This is a genomic window from Mycobacterium sp. E183 (genome assembly GCF_001667735.1).
GTDB lineage: Bacteria > Actinomycetota > Actinomycetes > Mycobacteriales > Mycobacteriaceae > Mycobacterium.
Window position 1 is genome coordinate 1 of sequence record NZ_LZJN01000111.1, and the last position, 18,015, is coordinate 18,015.

14 protein-coding genes and 1 pseudogene are annotated in these 18,015 nt (G+C 67.8%); 10 read left to right on the forward strand and 5 right to left on the reverse strand.

Annotated elements, in window-relative coordinates; genetic code table 11:
- Positions 1-63: 63 nt before the first annotated feature.
- Positions 64-606 (reverse strand): annotated as a pseudogene (locus A5691_RS11970) (DNA polymerase domain-containing protein); the annotation flags it as partial.
- Positions 607-664: 58 nt separating this feature from the next.
- Here A5691_RS11970 and fadD2 point away from each other — a divergent pair.
- The gene (fadD2, locus tag A5691_RS11975) at positions 665-2,344 is read left to right on the forward strand and encodes a long-chain-fatty-acid--CoA ligase FadD2 (protein ID WP_067757510.1); all 1,680 of its coding nucleotides are present in this window, start codon (positions 665-667) and stop codon (positions 2,342-2,344) included.
- A gap of 6 nt (positions 2,345-2,350) precedes the next feature.
- Here the strand turns inward: fadD2 and A5691_RS11980 are convergent, their stop codons facing one another.
- Entirely contained in the window at positions 2,351-2,713 is a 363-nt protein-coding gene (locus A5691_RS11980) for an ATPase (protein WP_067757513.1), read from the reverse strand.
- Between the two features lie 503 nt (positions 2,714-3,216).
- On the opposite strand from A5691_RS11980, the gene A5691_RS27295 reads away from it, so the two are divergent.
- Positions 3,217-3,531: a hypothetical protein gene (locus A5691_RS27295; protein WP_082950264.1), complete on the forward strand. Its 315-nt coding sequence runs from the start codon at positions 3,217-3,219 to the stop codon at positions 3,529-3,531.
- A gap of 147 nt (positions 3,532-3,678) precedes the next feature.
- On the opposite strand, the gene A5691_RS11985 is transcribed toward A5691_RS27295, so the two are convergent.
- Complete coding sequence (locus A5691_RS11985) at positions 3,679-5,880, reverse strand: acyl-CoA dehydrogenase (protein ID WP_068018778.1); 2,202 nt, start codon at positions 5,878-5,880, stop codon at positions 3,679-3,681.
- A gap of 100 nt (positions 5,881-5,980) precedes the next feature.
- The gene (locus A5691_RS11990) at positions 5,981-7,114 is read right to left on the reverse strand and encodes an alpha/beta hydrolase (RefSeq protein WP_068018810.1); all 1,134 of its coding nucleotides are present in this window, start codon (positions 7,112-7,114) and stop codon (positions 5,981-5,983) included.
- A 111-nt stretch (positions 7,115-7,225) separates the two neighbouring features.
- On the opposite strand from A5691_RS11990, the gene A5691_RS11995 reads away from it, so the two are divergent.
- The 6 genes from A5691_RS11995 to A5691_RS12020 all read left to right on the forward strand — a co-directional run bounded on the left by A5691_RS11995 (position 7,226) and on the right by A5691_RS12020 (position 14,661).
- Positions 7,226-7,810, forward strand: a complete 585-nt coding sequence (locus A5691_RS11995) for a VOC family protein (RefSeq protein ID WP_068018781.1) — start codon at positions 7,226-7,228, stop codon at positions 7,808-7,810.
- Complete coding sequence (locus tag A5691_RS12000; protein ID WP_068266592.1) at positions 7,807-8,355, forward strand: hypothetical protein; 549 nt, start codon at positions 7,807-7,809, stop codon at positions 8,353-8,355. Before A5691_RS11995 ends, A5691_RS12000 begins: the two co-directional genes overlap by 4 nt.
- A 319-nt stretch (positions 8,356-8,674) precedes the next feature.
- On the forward strand, positions 8,675-10,111 hold the full coding sequence (locus tag A5691_RS12005) for a condensation domain-containing protein (RefSeq protein WP_068018787.1): 1,437 nt from the start codon (positions 8,675-8,677) through the stop codon (positions 10,109-10,111).
- 2 nt (positions 10,112-10,113) lie between these two features.
- Complete coding sequence (locus tag A5691_RS12010) at positions 10,114-11,478, forward strand: hypothetical protein (RefSeq protein ID WP_068018791.1); 1,365 nt, start codon at positions 10,114-10,116, stop codon at positions 11,476-11,478.
- A 367-nt stretch (positions 11,479-11,845) separates the two neighbouring features.
- Positions 11,846-13,315 carry a condensation domain-containing protein gene (locus A5691_RS12015; protein WP_068018794.1) on the forward strand — a complete coding sequence of 490 codons (1,470 nt, stop codon included), beginning with the start codon at positions 11,846-11,848 and terminating at the stop codon, positions 13,313-13,315.
- Between the two features lie 2 nt (positions 13,316-13,317).
- Positions 13,318-14,661 (forward strand): hypothetical protein, encoded by a 1,344-nt coding sequence (locus A5691_RS12020; protein ID WP_068018796.1) that lies wholly within the window; start codon positions 13,318-13,320, stop codon positions 14,659-14,661.
- Between the two features lie 9 nt (positions 14,662-14,670).
- Here A5691_RS12020 and A5691_RS12025 read toward each other — a convergent pair whose 3' ends face one another.
- The gene (locus A5691_RS12025; RefSeq protein WP_068018813.1) at positions 14,671-15,333 is read right to left on the reverse strand and encodes a TetR/AcrR family transcriptional regulator; all 663 of its coding nucleotides are present in this window, start codon (positions 15,331-15,333) and stop codon (positions 14,671-14,673) included.
- Between the two features lie 82 nt (positions 15,334-15,415).
- Here A5691_RS12025 and A5691_RS12030 point away from each other — a divergent pair, with 82 nt between their 5' ends.
- Positions 15,416-16,327 (forward strand): oxygenase MpaB family protein, encoded by a 912-nt coding sequence (locus tag A5691_RS12030; protein WP_068018801.1) that lies wholly within the window; start codon positions 15,416-15,418, stop codon positions 16,325-16,327.
- Positions 16,328-16,424: 97 nt separating this feature from the next.
- On the forward strand, positions 16,425-18,002 hold the full coding sequence (locus tag A5691_RS12035) for a PPE family protein (RefSeq protein ID WP_068018804.1): 1,578 nt from the start codon (positions 16,425-16,427) through the stop codon (positions 18,000-18,002).
- The last annotated feature ends 13 nt before the right edge of the window (positions 18,003-18,015 follow it).

Sequence of the window (18,015 nt, forward strand, 5' to 3'; positions counted from 1 at the left end):
AGGGGGTGTTCGTCGATTTCAACCAGAACGCCAAGGACCGCACGGTCGCGTCGGCGTACTCGGTCCGCGCGACCCCGACGTCTTCGGCCAGGCGACCAGGCCGTAATCCTCCAGCACCCCGCGGGCCACCAGGGCCACCTCGACGATCCGCCGCCAGGACACCCCGGGCATCGGATCCAGGTCGACCCGCAACTCGTCCGGGTGGTCGAGGTCGTCGGCGCGCACCGGGTGCGGGTTGAGGTCGACGCAGCCCAGGTTGACCGCCCACACCAGGCCGGCGGCGTCGTCGATGACGGCGTCGGCGGCCGACGTGCCGCGTGCGTAGTGCAGTTCGGCGACGTCGACGTAGTCGGGCCGGTTTTTCGGGGCGCGCTTCTGGAATACCGCCTCTTCCGCGATGCCCTTGACGAAACGCTTGAGGATCATCGGCCGGCCGGCCACCCCGCGCAGCGCCCCGTCGGCCACGGACAGGTAGTAGCGGACCAGGTCCAACTTGGTGAACGGCCCCTTGCCGTCGTGGGCCTCGAATACCACCCTGTCGGGATGGGTGACGGTGACCCGGCGGCCGGCCACTTCCAGTGACGCCGGACCGCTCATGTTCATCATCGTAAGTGGATGGGTACTTACCCCTCGGAATGCGACGGACGTCACATAGGGTGGATCCATGCCTAATCTGATCGGCCTGCCCGGGCAGGCGGTTGCCAAGGTCCAGCAATACCTGGAGCGCGGCTCAGCCGAATTGCACTACGTGCGCAAGATCTTCGAAGCGGGCGCCTTCCGGCTGGAGCCGCCGCAGAACTACGCCGCGATGGCCAACGACATCTACAAGTGGGGCGAGTTCGGCATGCTCCCGTCGTTGAATGCCCGGCGCCATCCCGACCGGGCCGCGTGCATCGACGAGGACGGCGAGTTCTCCTTCAAAGAGCTCGACGAGGCAGCCCACGCGGTGGCGAACGGCCTGATCGAGATGGGCGTCAAGGGCGGTGACGGCGTCGCGATCCTCGCCCGCAACACCCGCTGGTTCCTGATCGCTTACTTCGGAGCCGCCCGGGTCGGCGCCCGGATCATCCTGCTCAACAGCGAGTTCTCCGGCCCGCAGATCAAGGAGGTGTCGGAGCGCGAGGGCGCCAAGCTGATCATCTACGACGACGAGTACACCAAGGCGGTCAGCAAGGCCGAGCCGGAACTGGGCTTCCTGCGCGCGCTGGGCACCAATCCCGACGCGGACGAACCGTCGGGCAGCAAGGACGAGACGCTGGCCGACCTGATCGAGCGCAGCAGCAAAGATCCCGCGCCCAAGGCGAGCAAGCACTCGTCGATCATCATCCTGACCAGCGGCACCACCGGCACGCCGAAGGGGGCCAACCGCAGCACCCCGCCGACACTGGCGCCCATCGGGGGCATCCTGTCGCACGTGCCGTTCAAGGCCAACGAGGTGACCTCGCTGCCCGCCCCGATGTTCCATGCGCTGGGTTTTCTGCACGGCACCATCGCGATGTTCCTGGGCTCGACGCTGGTGCTGCGGCGCAAATTCAAGCCGCCGCACGTGCTCGAGGACATCGAGAAGTACAAGGTGACCGCGATGGTCGTGGTGCCGGTGATGCTGTCCCGCATCCTCGACGCGGTCGAGAAGATGGACAAGAAGCCGGACCTGTCCAGCCTGAAGATCGTGTTCATCTCCGGCTCGCAGCTGGGCGCCGAGCTGGCCAGCCGCGCGCTGAAGGACCTCGGTCCGGTCATCTACAACATGTACGGCTCGACGGAGATCGCGTTCGCGACCATCGCCGGGCCGCAGGACCTGGAGCGCAACGCCGCAACGGTCGGGCCGGTGGTCAAGGGCGTGAAGGTCAAGATCCTGGACGACAACGGCAAGGAGAGGCCGCAGGGCGAGGTCGGCCGGATCTTCGTCGGCAACGCGTTCCCGTTCGAGGGCTACACCGGCGGCGGGCACAAGCAGATCATCGACGGCCTGATGTCGTCCGGCGACGTCGGATACTTCGACGAGCACGGCCTGCTGTACGTCAGCGGCCGCGACGACGAGATGATCGTCTCCGGTGGCGAGAACGTGTTCCCCGCCGAGGTCGAGGACCTGATCAGCGGCCACCCGGAGGTGGTCGAGGCGACCGCGATCGGCGTCGAGGACAAGGAGTGGGGTCACCGCCTGCGCGCCTTCGTCGTCAAGAAGGACGGCTCCGACGTCGATGAGGACACCATCAAGCACTACGTGCGCGATCACCTGGCCCGTTACAAGGTGCCGCGTGAGGTGGTCTTCCTCGAGGAGCTGCCGCGGAACCCGACGGGCAAGATCCTCAAGCGCGAGCTGCGCGAGATGGAGGTCGACTAGCCGCGGTCAGCGTCGGTCCTTGATGGCGCGGGTGATCTGCGCCGCGAGCTTGGGGTCGACCAGGAGCTGGTCGATGAGCGCGGTGAGAACCTCCTGCCCGGTCACCCTGGCGACGCCCAGGCGGTCGGCCGCCTCCCGCTGCCAGATGTCGAGCGCGCGGTGGGTGGCCGCCGGGAGGTCGACGGTGCGGCGCGTCCGCTGAACCCGGCCCGCCTGGTTCGCCGCCGGCTGGCCGCCCATCCGCTGGGGGGCCTGCCCACCGAGTCCCATGAGGCGTTCGGTTGGCGCGGCGTCTCCCGTCGGCGCGGCCGACGGCCCGGGGCGAAACGTTCCGGCGCCGGGTCCGATGTGGCTGGGGTTGAAGTTCACTGTGGCGGTCGTCCTCCGAATGAGTGGCCAATCAGTAAATCAGCGCTCGAGTGTGTCAATACTGATTCTTCCACCGACGGCGGCGGAAGTCGCGCCGCCGGGCCGTGGGCGCGGGGCGTCGCCCCACCGCGGGCCATCCCAGCAAATTCACTTGATTAGCTGCGTAAACGATTGTTCGGGTCTGTGTGATGCGGGCCATGGGGACATCGTTGCGGGGTCGGGCAATCTGCGGTTCAGGCATTCCGCTAATACGGAACAACGCAAGCCAGTATGTCAGTATATCGCGCCTGAGCTGGAAATATGTCTGGGTAGCGACCATTCAGTACCGGTTAAAATCCTGAACTGAGAAAGTCATTAAATCCGCCCACCGTCGCCTTGATAAAACTCAGTTAAGCATTTGTTACATAATTCACAGGACATATTTCGTGTGCGGATGTTGTTTGCCGGGAAACATCTGGCTAACGTTTTCTTTGTCGGTATCAGTCTGGAAGGGAGCTCTCGCGATGACGATCTCCACGCGATCGCTGCGCGGCGCGGCCGTGGGCGCAGTCGGCGCATCGGCGGTGGCCGGCGCGCTGCTGCTGGGCCCCAGCCCCGCGGCCCAGGCTGCCCCGGCGCCATGTATCGACACCAGCTTCACCACCGCCGGCCCCCACGGTGCGCCCGGCGGTCCCGGCATCATCCCTGACCGTCCAGGCGGGGGTCATGGCGGCCATGGATGGGGTGGCCACGGATGGGGCGGGGGAGGCCACCCCGGATGGGGTTCGGGCAACCGCGGATTCTGGGCCCCCGGTCACTGGTGGAACTGGTGGTGGTGAACCACCCTCCCCGTGGTAACCGGTCAACCTCGACGTGCCGATCCACTCCAAGGTTGACCGGCCCACGGGATGGGGGGGAAACCATGCCGGCCTGACCACCCCTCAGGTCGGCATGGCCCCTCTCCGGGGCCAATGCCCAAGTGGCGGTCAGGGATCGCGAGGAAGCCCGAGCAACCGCTCGGCGATGATGTTCAGCTGCACCTCGGAGGTGCCGCCGTAGATCGTGGTGGCGCGGCTCGCCAGCAGGTATTCGCCCCATTTGCCGGGCGGTTCGCCGGGGTCTCCGATGGCGGCATCCGTGCCGAACGAGGACACCGCGAACTCGGCGTACCCCTGGCCGGTCCGCATCGACAACAGCTTGGAGATGGCCGCCGACGGCATGGCATCCCCGCCGGCCAGCGTCAACAGCGTCGAGCGCAGATTCAGCACCTTGGCGGCGTGGCCCTCGGCGATCAACTGACCGGCGCGGTGTCTGGCGACCGGGTCGAACTGTCCGTCACGAACGAACTCGACGAACTGGCCCAGGGTGGCCAGGAAGTTCGCCTCGCTGCTGCCGATCGAAACCCGTTCCGCGGTAAGGGTATTGCGGCTGACCTCCCAGCCCCGGTTCACCTCACCGAGCACGCACTCGTCGGGCACGAACACGTCGTCGATGTAGACGGTGTTGAACATCGCGTTCCCGGTGAGCTCGCGCAGCGGCTTCACCTGGACACCCTCGCTCTTCATGTCGAGCAGGAAGTAGGTGATGCCATTGTGCTTGGGGGCGCTCGGGTCCGTTCTCGCCAGCAACGCCCCCCACTGGGAGAGCTGCGCCGCCGTGGTCCATATCTTCTGGCCGGTGATCCGCCAGCCGCCGTCCGTCCTGGTCGCCTTGGTGCTCAGCCCCGCCAGGTCCGAGCCGGCGCCGGGCTCGGAGAACAGCTGGCACCAGATCATCTCGCCGCGGAAGGTCGGCGGCAGGAACCGCTGCTGTTGCTCCTCGGTCCCGAAGGCGACGATCGACGGGATGATCCAGGTCGCGATGCCCATCTGCGGGCGCTTGACCCGACCGGTGGTGAACTCCTGGGCGATGATGATCTGCTCGACCGGACCGGCGGCGCGGCCCCACGGTTTCGGCAGATACGGCAGCGTCCATCCGCCCTCGGCGATGGCGACCTTGCGCTCGTCGCGTTCCATCGCCTTCAGCGCGCCCACTTCGGCCCGGATCTCCTCGCGCAGCTTCTCGGTGTCGGGGTCGAGGTCGATGTCGACCGCGCGCAGGCCGGTGCTCGTGGCGGTGTGCACCACCTTCTGCGGGTACTCCGACCCGCGGCCGAAGGAGGCTTCCAGGATCAATGCCCGGCGGTAGTACACGTTGGTGTCGTGCTCCCAGGTGAAGCCGATCCCGCCGTGCACCTGAATGCAATCCTGCGCGCACCGCTGGGCTGCCGCCGGGGCCAGCGTCGCCGCGACGGCGGCCGCGAACTCGACGTGGGAACCGGTGATGTCCCAGTCGTTTTCGTGCGCCTCGTCGATGGCGCGGGCGGCGTCCCATACCGCCGCGGTGGCCCGTTCGGTGTCCGCGATCATCTCCGCACACTTGTGCTTGATGGCCTGGAACTGGCCGATCGGCCTGCCGAACTGCTCGCGGATCTTGGCGTATTGCGACGCCGTGTCGGTGGCCCAGCGCGCCACCCCGATCGCCTCGGCGGACAGCAGTGTGGTCATCAGCGCGTGCGCCGTGGCCATGCTCAGGTTGCGCAACGCGGCGTCGGCGCCGACCTCGACGGCGTTGGCCCGCACGTGGGCGACGGGTCGCAGCGGGTCGATGCTCTTGACGGGCTCGATCTCGAGCTCCTCGGCGCGCAGCACCACCCATTCCTCGCCACTGTCGATCGCGACCGGCAACACCAGCACGGACGCCTGCGCCGCGGCGGGCACCGCGCGGACCTCGCCGCGCAGCACCAACGTGTCGCCATGGCGGGTCGCGGTCAGCCCGCAGCAGTCCATCGCGTAGGCGGCGATCGCGGCGCCGGACGCCAGTTCGGAGAGCACCTTCGCGTCGGGGTCGTTGGCGGAGATCAGGGCACTGGCGATCGCGGAGGGCACAAAAGGTCCGGGCACCGCGCCGTAACCGAACTCGGCCAGCACGACCGCCAATTCGAGGATCCCGAAGCCCTGCCCGCCGACGGACTCGGCGAGGTGCAAACCCTGCAGGCCCTGTTCGGCCGCCGCCCGCCAGTACGGTGGCGGATTGTCGATCGGCGTTTCCATCGCCGCGTGCAACGCCTCGGATGGCGCGATGCGCGCCACCAACGACCGCACGGAATCGGCCAGGTCTTGATGCTCAGGAGTGATAGCGATCGGCATTGGTCGCCTTCCCATGCTTTCGAGTCGTGTCTCGGCCAAGCACCTTCCAAACTAACAACCGGTCGGTTGGTTGACCACAGCGGTCACCGGGTGGCGGTTCTCAGCGAAAACGCTTGGCGATCCACTTGGTGATCAGGTCGGCTTGCTCGCCGCGGGCGCCCGGGGTGGTGAAGTAGTGGTCGGTGTCGACCGACGCCTGCGTCTTGTCTCCGCTGGCGAGCGCGGCGTAAATCCGTTGGGCGTCCGACGGAAAGACACCGGTGTCGGCATCGGCGTTGATCACCAGCGCCGGGCAGGTGATCCGGGCCAGGTGCGGCTCGGCGCGGGTCTGTGCCACCCGCAGGCTCCACATGCCCAGCCAGCTGCGCAGCGTGCAGGCCGCGGCGATGCCGTGCGCGGAACGGTTCGCCTTCGCCGGGTGCCCCGCGTAACACGTGTTCGGTTGACGCCTCGTCGGCTCGATACTCGGGTCCACCATGCGGGGATCGGCCCACGTGCGCATGACGCTGAACGGGCGGTCGGAAAAACCCGCCGCGCGAACGCGTTTGAGTTCCTTCTCGGCCCAGTCCGTGATGGCGTGGTTGCGCGCGGTCTGCGCGCGCCGATAGCGGTCGAGGAACTCCGGCGAATAGGGCGGTCCGTTGCGGTCGTTGAACAGGTCCAGGTCGGCGTCGGTGGCCACGGGATCGTTCTCGTCGACGACGGCGGCGTCCATCCAGGCTGTCAACACGTCGGGTCGCCCGGGATGCGCGGCGGCCGCAACGTATCCGTCCGCGGCCGGCAGCTCGGTCAGTCCCGCCGCGGGCCGCATCCCGTCCAGCGGGGTCACGTTCGGCTCCACCGCCTGCGACTGATAAGCGGCCATCAGCGATCCGCCACCCGAATTACCGAGCAGGACAACGGTTTCAACGCCCTGAACCTCGCGCAACCAGCGCACCCCGACGCCGATGTCGACCAGCGCGTGGTCCAACAGGAAACTGCTTTCGAAGCCGCGGAACCGGGTGTTCCAGCCGAGGAAACCGACCCCTCGGGTGGCCATGTAGTCGGCGAGGTAGTGCTCGGAGAAGTCGATCTGATAATGCGTGGCGATCATCGCCACCTTCGGCTTGCGGCCCACCCCGCGGTGGTACAGCCCCTGGCAAGGATGCCCACCCGCCCCGGCACGCCCTGCGGTGCGCGACGGTAGCCCGACGAATTCGCGGACAACCCCTGCGGCACCGGTGTGAGGAGTCATTTCAGCGGCCCTGTTGGCGATCGACATCTCGAAAGAAAACTGAAGCTGATGTTAGATTCAGAATCACATCTTCGCCAGGACTTCAAACCGGGGACCGAGGGGAGCCGCGCGATGATCAAGCCGCAGAACACCAACACGGAATTCGAACTCGGCGGAATCAACCACGTCGCGCTGGTGTGCTCGGACATGGCCCGCACCGTGGACTTCTACACCAACATCCTCGGCATGCCGTTGATCAAGTCGCTGGACCTGCCCGGCGGCGCCGGCCAGCACTTCTTCTTCGACGCCGGCAACGGCGACTGCGTGGCGTTCTTCTGGTTCGCCGACGCCCCCGACCGAGTGCCGGGCATCTCGTCGCCGGGCGCCATCCCCGGCATCGGCGACATCACCAGCGCGGTGAGCACCATGAACCATCTGGCATTCCACGTGCCGGCCGAGAAGTTCGACGCCTACCGCCAGCGGCTCAAGGACAAGGGGGTGCGGGTCGGCCCGGTGCTGAACCATGACGAGAGCCCCATGCAGGTGTCCGCGACCGTGCACCCCGGGGTGTACGTCCGGTCGTTCTACTTTCAGGACCCCGACGGCATTACCCTCGAATTCGCTTGCTGGATAAAGGAATTCGATTCCAGTGATGCTCAGGCCGTGCCCAGGACCGCGGCGGACCGCCGGCCTCCGGTGGCCGCCGGTCGTCGATGACCGACGGCATCCTGACCGACGCGCAGATTGCGGCCCTGACCCCCGAGCAGCGTCGGCAGCTGATCTCCCGGCTGGAACAGCCGGTGAGCGACGTCATCGACCCCCTCTTCCTGGCCCGCGTGCGACGCATCCGGCTGAGTCTGATGGTCGGTGGTTCGGCGGTGATGATCCCCTGGGTGGGCTATCTGTCCACCACGCTGCCGGAGAACTACGTCGTGCACGACTGGCCCCTCACCTGGGTGGGCTTCGACATCCTGTTGATGACGTTCATGGTGGCGACCGCCGTTCTGGGCTTCCTGCGTCGTCAGGTGCTGGTTCCGGCCGCGTTCACCACCGGGGTGCTCCTGATGTGCGACGCCTGGTTCGACCTGATGACCGCGGGCCCCAACGACCTCTGGCTGTCGGTGGCCACCGCGGTGCTGGTCGAGCTGCCGCTGGCGGCCTTCATGGTCGTCAGCGCGTTGCGGCTGATGCGCCTGACCATGGAGCGATTTTGGTTGCTGGATCCCGGGATGCGGCTGTGGGATCTGCCCCTATTGCCGTGAGGCGGTGACGGTTTGGCTTGCCGGTCCGGCGTCGGAACACAACCGAAGGGAAAGAAGACTACTGGCGAGGCGGCGCCGACACACGCCAATTGCGAATCTTCGCAAAACGGCGTAAAACACCGTCTTCCTCGACTAATGTCCAATAGCAGCGACACAGGGGGGTGCAAGCGACGCCGTAACTTCAGCCCGACCTACGGCGTCCAAGAATCCCGACACGAAGGTTTATTTTGTGCTGCGCGGAAAGTCCGTTGCCGCACGGCTTCTCGGCTCCTCCCATGCCGCGCACAACATCGGCGCCGCAGAACGGGGACTGGGGGAGATGGTCGCACTCGGAAACATCTACGAATGGCAACCGGCCCAGGGGCCGCTGACCATGTGGACGGCTTCACCTTCGGCGTGCGAAGCTGCTCGCGCCGCGCAACGAAGTGATCTGGCTCCGAGTTATCAACAGTCTCAACACCTCTGGGCCGCCTACCATGGCAGGGCGATGAACCGGGCGCTACCGCGCCTGATGATCGTATCCTGGGACATTCCCGGGACGTGTGACATCCCGGCGATGACGGCCGCGGTCAACGCGCACGTCCGCCGGCACGACACCTACCACAGTTGGTATGAATTCGATAACGGCGTCATCGTGCGCCACGCGATCGAGGACCCCGGCGTCATCGACTTCGTTCCGATGTCGTTCGGGCACAGGACGGTCGACCAAGTGCGCACCCACGTGCTGACGACGACCCCCGCAACGCTCGAATGGGGTTGCTTCACCTACGGGGTCGTGCAGCACGCCGACTACTTCACGTTCTATGCGAGCGTGGACCATCTGCACATCGACGGCCTGTCGGCGGGCGTGATCTTCGTCGACATCCACCTGGCGTATCAGGAACTCGTCCCGGGCCGGCGGTCCGCAGCGCTTCCCGAGGTCAGAAGCTACCGCGACTACACCGCGCGGCAGCGCGCGAAGGTCGCCGGGCTCACCCTGTCGTCTTCGGAGATCAAGGACTGGATCGCGTTCGCGCGCGACACCGACGGCGAATGGCCCAGCTTCCCGTTGCCGCTGGGCGAGACCTGGACCAACAGCCAGGGTGACCTGGTAACCGTCGATCTGCTGGATGCGGCCGGCACGGAGGCTTTCGACGCCGTGTGCTGTGCGGCCGGCGCCCGGTTCATCGGCGGGGTCCTCGCCTGCACGGCGTTGGCGGAGCGGGAATTGACCGGCGGCGCCGTGTATCACGGGTTCACGGCCAGGGACACCCGGACGCCGGGCATCGACACCATGACGGTGGGTTGGTTCGCGAGCCTGGTCCCGGTCACGGTGCCGACCGCGGGAATTACCTTCCCCGAGGCCGCCCGGGCCGCCCAGAAGTCGTTCGACGCGGCCAAGGATCTCGCCGGTGTTCCGGTCGAGCGACTGCTGGAGTTGGGCGCACCCGACGAACTCGGCATCAAGCTGCCCACGCGTCTGCCGATGATGCTGTCCTTCCTCGACTTTCGGAAGATCCCGCTTGCCGGGTTGTGGGCGGAGACCAATTTCGGCACCTACGGCGACAGCCTGTCGCACGGCGGGATCAACATGTGGATCAACCGCCACGCCGAGAAGACGACGGTGACGATGTCCTTCCCGGACAACGCGACGGCGCGCGAGTCCGTGGATCGCTACATCGCGACGTTGGGTGAGATGTTCGCGCGCGTCGTCGACGCCACCGGAGGCCAGCCGGGCATTACCGCGCCGACCAAGAACGACGACGAGGCGGCCTAGCGATGAGCAACCTGCTGGACCTGGCCGACCAGACCCTTTTCCTGGGCGAGCGGGCGACCGCCACGACCAGTGTGTTGCAGGCGATCTGGGTGTACGACCGCCCGATCGACATCGACGGTCTGCGCGCCTTCCATCGCCACCTCGGTCGGGGCCGCTTGCGCCGCCGCATCGAACGGTCCCCGTTGCCGTTCGGCCGGCATCGCTGGGTGGCGCCCACCAGCCAGTCGGACCTCGAGATCGTCGCGACGCCCCGGCCTCGCGACGATCTCGAAGCGTGGCTGGCCGAACAGGCGGGTAAGCGGCCGGATGCCGAGCATGGCCCGGGCTGGCACCTGGGGGTGCTCCCGCTGACCGACGGCGGCGCGGCGGTGAGCCTGGTGGTGACCCACTGCCTCACCGACGGCGTCGGGCTGTGCGAGGCCTTGGCGGATGCGGCGTGCGGCCGCGACGACGCGATCGACTGGCCCGCGGCGGCATCCCGGGGACGGTGGCAGGCGCTGCGGGAGGACGCGCGCCAAAGCGCGCGGGACACAGCCCATGTGGGCCGCGCCGTGGTCGCGGCGGCACGCATGGCCCGGGCCGGCCGCGACGCGACCGCCGTTGCGCCGGCCAACAAGCGGCCCGCGCCGCCCGCCGGGCCGGACCGACCCCTCGAGCTGCCCATGGCGACCATCTTCGTGGGCGCCGACGAGTGGGACGCCCGCGCAACCGCGTTGGGGGGAACCAGCAACGCGCTGCTCGCCGGATTGGCGGCCCACCTTGCACAGCGCGTGGGCCGGGTCGCCGCGGACGGCACCGTCAACGTGGGGATGCCCGTCAACGAGCGCACCCCGGGCGACACCCGTGCCAACGCCGTCGTCAACGTCGACATCACGGTCGACCCCACGCCCGCGACGACCGACCTGCGCGAGATCCGCGCCGGCATCAAGGAGGCGCTGTCCCGCCACGAGGATGAGCCCGACGAACGCTGGGCCTTGTTGCCGCTGGTTCCCTTGATCCCGCAAGGTGTCATGCGGCGACTGATCGGTGTGGTCACCGGCAGTGCCGTCACCGTCGTGTCGTCCAACCTCGGGTCGATGGACCCGGCCGTCAATAGGCCGGACGGCACCGAGGCCGACCACTTCGCGATGAAGACTGTCTACCCGGGTGTGACCACCGCGACCATGTACCGCACCAACGGCGCGCTGGCGCTGCTGTCGGGCAGGGTGCACGGCCGGGTCTTCGTCTCGTTCCTGGCCTACGAGCTGGGTCGGCACAACTCCCAAGCCGAGCTATGGCAGCACATTTCGGAGGCCCTGACCGACTTCTCGCTTACCGCCACCTCGGGTTGGGGCCGGCTGCCAACCGGGCCGATGGCCGTCTCTTAACTTCGGGCGCAGCGGCCGCTCGGGCAACGACTCCTCCCCTCGAGCGCGCCCTTATATAGGCGCGCCACCGAAGCGACTGATCGGCAAACCCGGCCGCCGCATCGCCGGTCCGATTGGAGCGATGTGGGATGCTTCACAGCACCGCGCAATTGTTGCCTTCGTCGCAACCGTGCGCTACCGTCCTCAGCGGCGACACAGGGGGTGCATAGCGACGCCATAAGTCCGGGTCCCGACATCCGGGAAGCACGTCGCAAAGTATTCAGCCCAAAGGGAATTCGTGCTTGGCTAAAAGCCATGCGGAAAAGCCCGCCTGCATCCCTGCCCACGCCAAGGCAATTCGGCATCGGAAGAACGGGGACTTAAGCAGATGGTCTCGCTCGGCAACATCAAGGAATGGCAACCGCCCCATGGCCCGGTCACCGCGTGGACGGCCTCACCGCTCACGCAGGAAGCGGCTCGCAACGCGCCACGAAGCGACTGCGCTCCGAGTTACCAGCAGGGGCAACATGTTTGGGCCGCCTATCACGGTCGTGCATTGCGCAGGCAGATACCGCGATTGATGATAGTGGCCTGGGACATTCCCGGCGTATGTGACATACCAGCGATGACCGCAGTGGTCAATTCGCATGTCCGTCGCCACGACACCTACCGCAGTTGGTTCGAAATCGAGAACGGTGTAATCGTGCGTCGCGCGATCGACAACCCTGACGCCGTAGAGCTTGTGCCCATGGAGTTCGGACACATGGCCGCCGATCAAGTGCGCAACCATGTGCTGACGGCGACGCCGGGAACGCTCGAATGGGGTTGCTTCACATTCGGAGTCGTGCAGCACGAAGACTATTTCACGTTCTATGCCAGCGTCGATCACCTGCACATCGATGGCCTGTCCGCCGGTGTCATCTTCGTCGATATCCACTTGGCCTATCAGCAACTCATGCAGGGTCACCCGTCCCTCGCGCTTCCCGAGGTCGGGAGCTATCAGGACTATGCCGCGCGACAGCGTGAGAAGGCACGGAGCCTGACGCTGGACTGCCCCGAGGCAAAGGAATGGATTGCGTTCGCCCGCGATGCCGACGGTGACTGGCCGAGTTTTCCTCTCCCCCTTGGGGATACATGGTCCAGCAGCAAGGGCGACTTGTTGACCGTGGAGCTGCTGGACGCCACCCGCACGGAGGCTTTCGACGCCATGTGCAGCGCCGCCGGCGCGCGATTCGTCGGCGGAGTTCTTGCCTGCACCGCTTTGGCCGAGCACGAGTTGACCGGCGGTGAGGTGTTTCACGGGTTCACGGCCAGGGACACCCGGGCGCCCGGTATAGACACCATGACGGTGGGTTGGTTCGCCAGCCTCGTGCCGGTCACGGTGCCGACCGCCGGGACCACATTCGGCGAGGCGGCCCGAGCCGCCCAGAAGTCGTTTGATGCGGCCAAGGATCTTGCCGACGTGCCGGTTGAGCGGGTCATGGAGCTGGCTGCGGCATCGGACGATCTGGAGATAAAGCCGCCCACCCGTTTGCCGATGATGTTGTCGTTCCTCGACTTTCGCAAGATCCCACTCGCCGGCCTGTGGGCTGAGCTGAATTTCGGTACTTACGGTGACAATCTGTCCGCCGGCGGCATCAACATGTGGATCAACCGGCAGGCCGCGAATACCACGGTGACCATCTCCTTCCCGGACAACCCGGTGGCCCGCGAGTCGGTGGATCGCTACATCGCGACGCTGACCCGGGTGTTCGGGCGCGTGGCCACTGGCGTCGCACAGCAGGCGGACGTCGTAGCGCCGCGAGGTGGGCCGGCGAGCACGAAAGCCCCAGGGGAAGACGACAACGAGGCGGCCTAGCGATGAGCAACGTGCTGGATCTGGCCGACCAGACCCTCTTTCTCGGTGAGCGAGCAACCGGAACCACCAGCCTCGTGCAATGTGTGTGGATCTACAACCGCGCCGTCGGCATCGACGGCCTGCAGGAGTTCCATCACCATTTGCAGCGGGGCCGGTTATGCCGCCGGATCGAACGGTCCCCGTTACCGTTTGGCCGCCATCGGTGGGTCACGCCCGGCGATCAGCCAGGCATCGAGTTCGTCGCGGTGCCCCGGCCGCGCGATGCCGTCGACTCCTGGCTGGAGGAGCAGGCGGCCAGGCGACCGGACGCCGAACGCGGGCCCGGATGGCGGCTCGCGGTGCTGCCGCTCACCGATGGGGGAGCGGCGGTGAGCCTTGTCGTCACGCATTGCCTCAGCGACGGGGTCGGGTTGTGCGAGGCGCTGGCGGACGCGGCCCAGGGACGCGACCGCGCGAACGGCTGGCCCGCCGCGGGATCGCGGCCGCGGTGGCGGGCGCTGCGCGAGGATGCATACCAAGCCGCGCGCGACGTGCCGCGGGTCGGCCGCGCCGTGGTCGCCGCGGCGCGACTGGCCGGCCGTGGCGGCGGCACCGTGGCCGATGTCCGGCCACCCAACCGGCGACCGCTCACCGGGGCTGACGAAACCGTCGCTCTCCCAACGGCAACCATCTTCGTCAATGCCGACGAGTGGGACGCCCGCGCGAACGCCTTGGGGGGAACCAGCAACGCGCTGCTGGCCGGGTTGGCGGCCCGCCTGGCCCAGCGGGTGGGACGGGTCGCCGCGGACGGCACGGTCACCGTCGGGATACCCGTCAATCAGCGCGGCCCGGCCGATACGCGCGCGAACGCGGTCACCAATGTCGACGTCATGGTGGGCCCAGCGCCCGTGACGGACCTGCGCGAGATCCGCGCCGCGCTAAGGCAGGCGTTGCTCCGCCATCAGGATGAGCCGGACGAGCGCTGGGCGTTGCTCCCGCTCGTTCCTCTGATCCCACGACGCGTCATGCGCCGGCTGATCGGCGCGGCCACCGGAAGCGCAACAGCCGTCGTGTCGTCCAACCTCGGTGCGGTCGACCCGGCCGCCAACCGCCCTGACGGCACGGACGCCGACTACTTCGCCATGAAGTCCCTGTACCCCGGGGTGACCGCCGCGACGATGCGCCGCACAAACGGGGTGTTGGCGTTGCTGTCGGGCAGAATGCGCGAACAGGTGTTCGTTTCGTTCCTGGGCTACGAGGCGGACGGCCAGAACTCGAATGCCGAATTGGGACAACAGATTTCGGGCGCCTTGAGCGACTTCTCGCTCACCGCGACCACGGGGTGGCCCACCGGGTGCCCGGTGTGAGAACGCGCGTCAGGATTCCGCGCGCACCTCGGTCGGTCGGTAGAGGTTGGGCTCGGCGAGCTCGTCGAGCAGGGCGGCCAGGTGATCGACGAGCTCTTCCGGTTCGAGCCGGACATCGCCGGCTAGCCAGGCGCTGATGGTCTGCCCGACGCCGCCGACGACGAAGTGCGCCGCGGCCTTGATGCGGTCATTGGCAGGCACTCGCAGCGCGTCTCCGACGTGCTGGCCGGACAGCATCGCGAACAGCGCGGTGGATTCGGCGCGCTTGCGCACGATCACCGGATCGGCCAGTTGCGTGCTGAACAGCAGGCGCCCGAGGCGCGCGTCGTCGGCGATGGTGCGCACGATGTTGGCCATCCCAGCCCGCGTCTGCTCGTGCGCCGGCACGGCAGCGACTGCGGCCTGGGTGGTGGCCGCCAGCTCGGCGACCACCGAGTCGAACACGGCGGCGACGAATTCGTCTTTGTCGGCGAAGCTTTCGTAGAAATACCTGGCCGCCAGGCCGGCCTGGCGGCACACGCCGCGAACCGTGACCGCGGAGATGTTCTGCTGCTCCGCCCCGAGGAGGTCCAAGCCCGCGGCCAGCAGCCGACTCCGACGCGTGGCCAGGCGCTGCGCGGCCTCGACGCCGCGGTACGGCCGCGCCCCCGAGGTTTCGCTCATGCGAACCATCTTGACACCAACGCGAGGCCACGACAATATCAGGAAACGCGCGTTCGCACATTCCCGGGCGGCGCCGTTGGAGGGGTTGACCATGGCACTACACGAGGCTGTTCGCGAACCGGTCCGGCACGTCGAGCGCCCCGTCGCCGATGCGCCACGGCGATCCCCCGCGCGGCGGCGCCGACGGCCGCTCGGCATCGACGAGGGGTTGATGGGAGTGGCACTGCTGGCCGGCCCGGCGAACGTGATCATGCAACTGGGGCGCCCCGGTGTCGGCTACGGCGTTATGGAGAGCCGCGTCGAAAGCGGCCGAATCGACCTGCACCCGATCAAGCGCGCCCGCACGACCTTCACGTACCTGGCGGTGGCGACCAGAGGCAGCGACGCCCAGAAGGACGCGTTCCGCCGAGCGGTGAACCGGGCACACGCGCAGGTGTACTCCACCCCCGAAAGTCCGGTGCAGTACAACGCTTTCGATCCCGACCTGCAGCTCTGGGTGGGGGCCTGCCTGTACAAGGGCGGCGTGGACATCTACCGGATGTTCATCGGCGAGCTGGAGGGCGAGGACGCCGACCGCCACTACCGCGAGGGCATGGCGCTGGCCACCACGTTGCAGGTGCCGCCGGAGATGTGGCCGCCGGACCGCGCGGCGTTCGACCGGTATTGGCAGGAGTCGCTGGCCAAGGTGCACATCGACGACGCCGTGCGGGAGTACCTGTACCCGATAGCCGCCAGTCGCATCGCGGGGCTGACGTTGCCCCACCGCCTGCAGCGCGCCTCCGACAGCTTCGCTCTGCTGATCACCACGGGTTTCTTGCCGCAGCGGTTCCGCGACGAGATGCGACTGCCCTGGGATGCCACCAGGCAACGGCGCTTCGACCGGCTGATCGGGACGCTTGCGCTGGTGAACCGGCGCTTGCCGCGGTTCATTCGGCAGTTTCCCTTCAATGTCCTGCTGGCCGACGTCGATCGCCGGATCAGGACGGGCCGCCCGTTGGTGTAGCACCGGGGCGGCCCGGCCCACCCGCCGAGTTGATAACGGAAATCATTTTCATTAAGCTCTCCTCTGCCTGGTAAGACCTCCAGCCCGAGGAGTACCCATGACGGCGCCCATCTGGATGGCCACGCCACCGGAAGTGCACTCCGCCTCGCTCAGCAGCGGCCCCGGTCCCGCGTCGCTTCTTTCGGCGGCAGGGGCATGGTCCGAACTGAGCGCCGAATACGCCTCGGCCGCAGCACAACTCAGCGGCGTCCTGGCCGCGACGCAGGCTGCCTCGTGGGAGGGGCCCAGCGCGGAATCGTATGTGGCCGCCCATGCGCCATACCTGGCGTGGCTGACGCAAGCCGGTGCGCACAGCGCGGCGGCCGCCGCCCAACACGAGACGGCCGCAGTCGCCTACACCGCGGCGCTGGCGGCCATGCCGACGCTGCCGGAACTCGCCGCCAACCACGCCGTCCACGGGGCGTTGGTGGCGACGAATTTCTTTGGCATCAATACGATCCCGATCGCGGTCAACGAGGCCGATTACGCGCGGATGTGGGTTCAAGCGGCCACCACCATGACCACCTACCAAGCGGTGTCCGACGCGGCTGTGCAGTCCACGCCGCAAACGGACCCCGCCCCGCCGATAGTCAAATCCGATGCCTCCAGCCAAGACTCGGGCGGCGACATCCACGACCCCACGATCGACAACCCGCTCGACGACTTCATCGCCAACATCCTGAGGAACCTCGGCATCAACTGGGACCCCGCGCAGGGCACCGTCAACGGCTTGCCCTACGACGCCTATACCAACGCGGGAGACCCGCTGTTCTGGGTGGTCCGGGCGCTGGAACTGCTGGAGGATTTCCAGCAATTCGGCTATTACCTGGTGCACAATCCGGCGCTGGCGTTCCAGTACATCGTTCAACTCATGCTATTCGACTGGCCGACGCACATCCTCGAGATCTTCACGAGCCAGCCGGAATTGCTGGCCCCCGCGGTCCTGCTCGCGGCCGCCCCCTTCGGCGCCGTCGGTGGCTTCGCCGGGTTGGCTGGCCTGGCGAGCATGGCCCCGCCCGCCGTCACGCCGGCGCCACTGCCGGCGGCCGCCCCACCGCCCAGTCCCACTCCGGCCGTCGCGGTCGCGCCGTCCACCGTCGCGCCGGCCCCGGCGCCCGCCTCCGCCCCGGCGTCCGCACCCGCTTCGACCGTGACCACCGTCGCCAGCTCCGCGCCACCCGCCCCGCCGCCACCGCACGCCGCGGGTTTCGCCCCGCCCTACGTCATCGCCCCGCCCGGCATCGGGTTCGGCTCGGGCATGGGCGCCGCGGCCAGCTCCAGCGCCAAAAGGAAAGCGCCGGAACCGGATAGCGCCACCGCCGCCGCGGCCGCCGCGGCACGCGGACAGGCCAGGGCGCGACGGCGCAGGCGGGCGACGCGGCGCGACTACGGCGACGAGTTCGCCGACATGAACGTCGGCGTCGATCCGGATTGGGGCGCCCCGGCCGGCGAGCCTTCGGCGCTCGCATCGGAGAACGGCGCGGGAAGGCTGGGGTTCGCGGGCACCGGCCGCCGCGAGGCGACCGCTGCGGCAACGGGACTGGCCACTCTGGACGGTGACGAGTTCGGCGGCGGCCCAAAGATTCCCATGCTGCCGGGGAGCTGGGACGCCGACGGCGGCAGCGAACCGCGGTAGCGCACGCCGGGGT

Bases quoted from the DNA above. Each gene is read 5' to 3' on its own strand.
- A5691_RS12015 (WP_068018794.1), top strand. From the start codon at position 11,846: ATGGTCTCGCTCGGCAACATCAAGGAATGGCAACCGCCCCATGGCCCG.
- A5691_RS12025 (WP_068018813.1), bottom strand. From the start codon at position 15,333: ATGGTTCGCATGAGCGAAACCTCGGGGGCGCGGCCGTACCGCGGCGTC.
- A5691_RS27295 (WP_082950264.1), top strand. From the start codon at position 3,217: ATGACGATCTCCACGCGATCGCTGCGCGGCGCGGCCGTGGGCGCAGTC.
- A5691_RS12030 (WP_068018801.1), top strand. From the start codon at position 15,416: ATGGCACTACACGAGGCTGTTCGCGAACCGGTCCGGCACGTCGAGCGC.
- fadD2 (WP_067757510.1), top strand. From the start codon at position 665: ATGCCTAATCTGATCGGCCTGCCCGGGCAGGCGGTTGCCAAGGTCCAG.
- A5691_RS12005 (WP_068018787.1), top strand. From the start codon at position 8,675: ATGGTCGCACTCGGAAACATCTACGAATGGCAACCGGCCCAGGGGCCG.
- A5691_RS12000 (WP_068266592.1), top strand. From the start codon at position 7,807: ATGACCGACGGCATCCTGACCGACGCGCAGATTGCGGCCCTGACCCCC.
- A5691_RS11990 (WP_068018810.1), bottom strand. From the start codon at position 7,114: ATGACTCCTCACACCGGTGCCGCAGGGGTTGTCCGCGAATTCGTCGGG.
- A5691_RS11995 (WP_068018781.1), top strand. From the start codon at position 7,226: ATGATCAAGCCGCAGAACACCAACACGGAATTCGAACTCGGCGGAATC.
- A5691_RS12035 (WP_068018804.1), top strand. From the start codon at position 16,425: ATGACGGCGCCCATCTGGATGGCCACGCCACCGGAAGTGCACTCCGCC.
- A5691_RS12020 (WP_068018796.1), top strand. From the start codon at position 13,318: ATGAGCAACGTGCTGGATCTGGCCGACCAGACCCTCTTTCTCGGTGAG.
- A5691_RS12010 (WP_068018791.1), top strand. From the start codon at position 10,114: ATGAGCAACCTGCTGGACCTGGCCGACCAGACCCTTTTCCTGGGCGAG.
- A5691_RS11985 (WP_068018778.1), bottom strand. From the start codon at position 5,880: ATGCCGATCGCTATCACTCCTGAGCATCAAGACCTGGCCGATTCCGTG.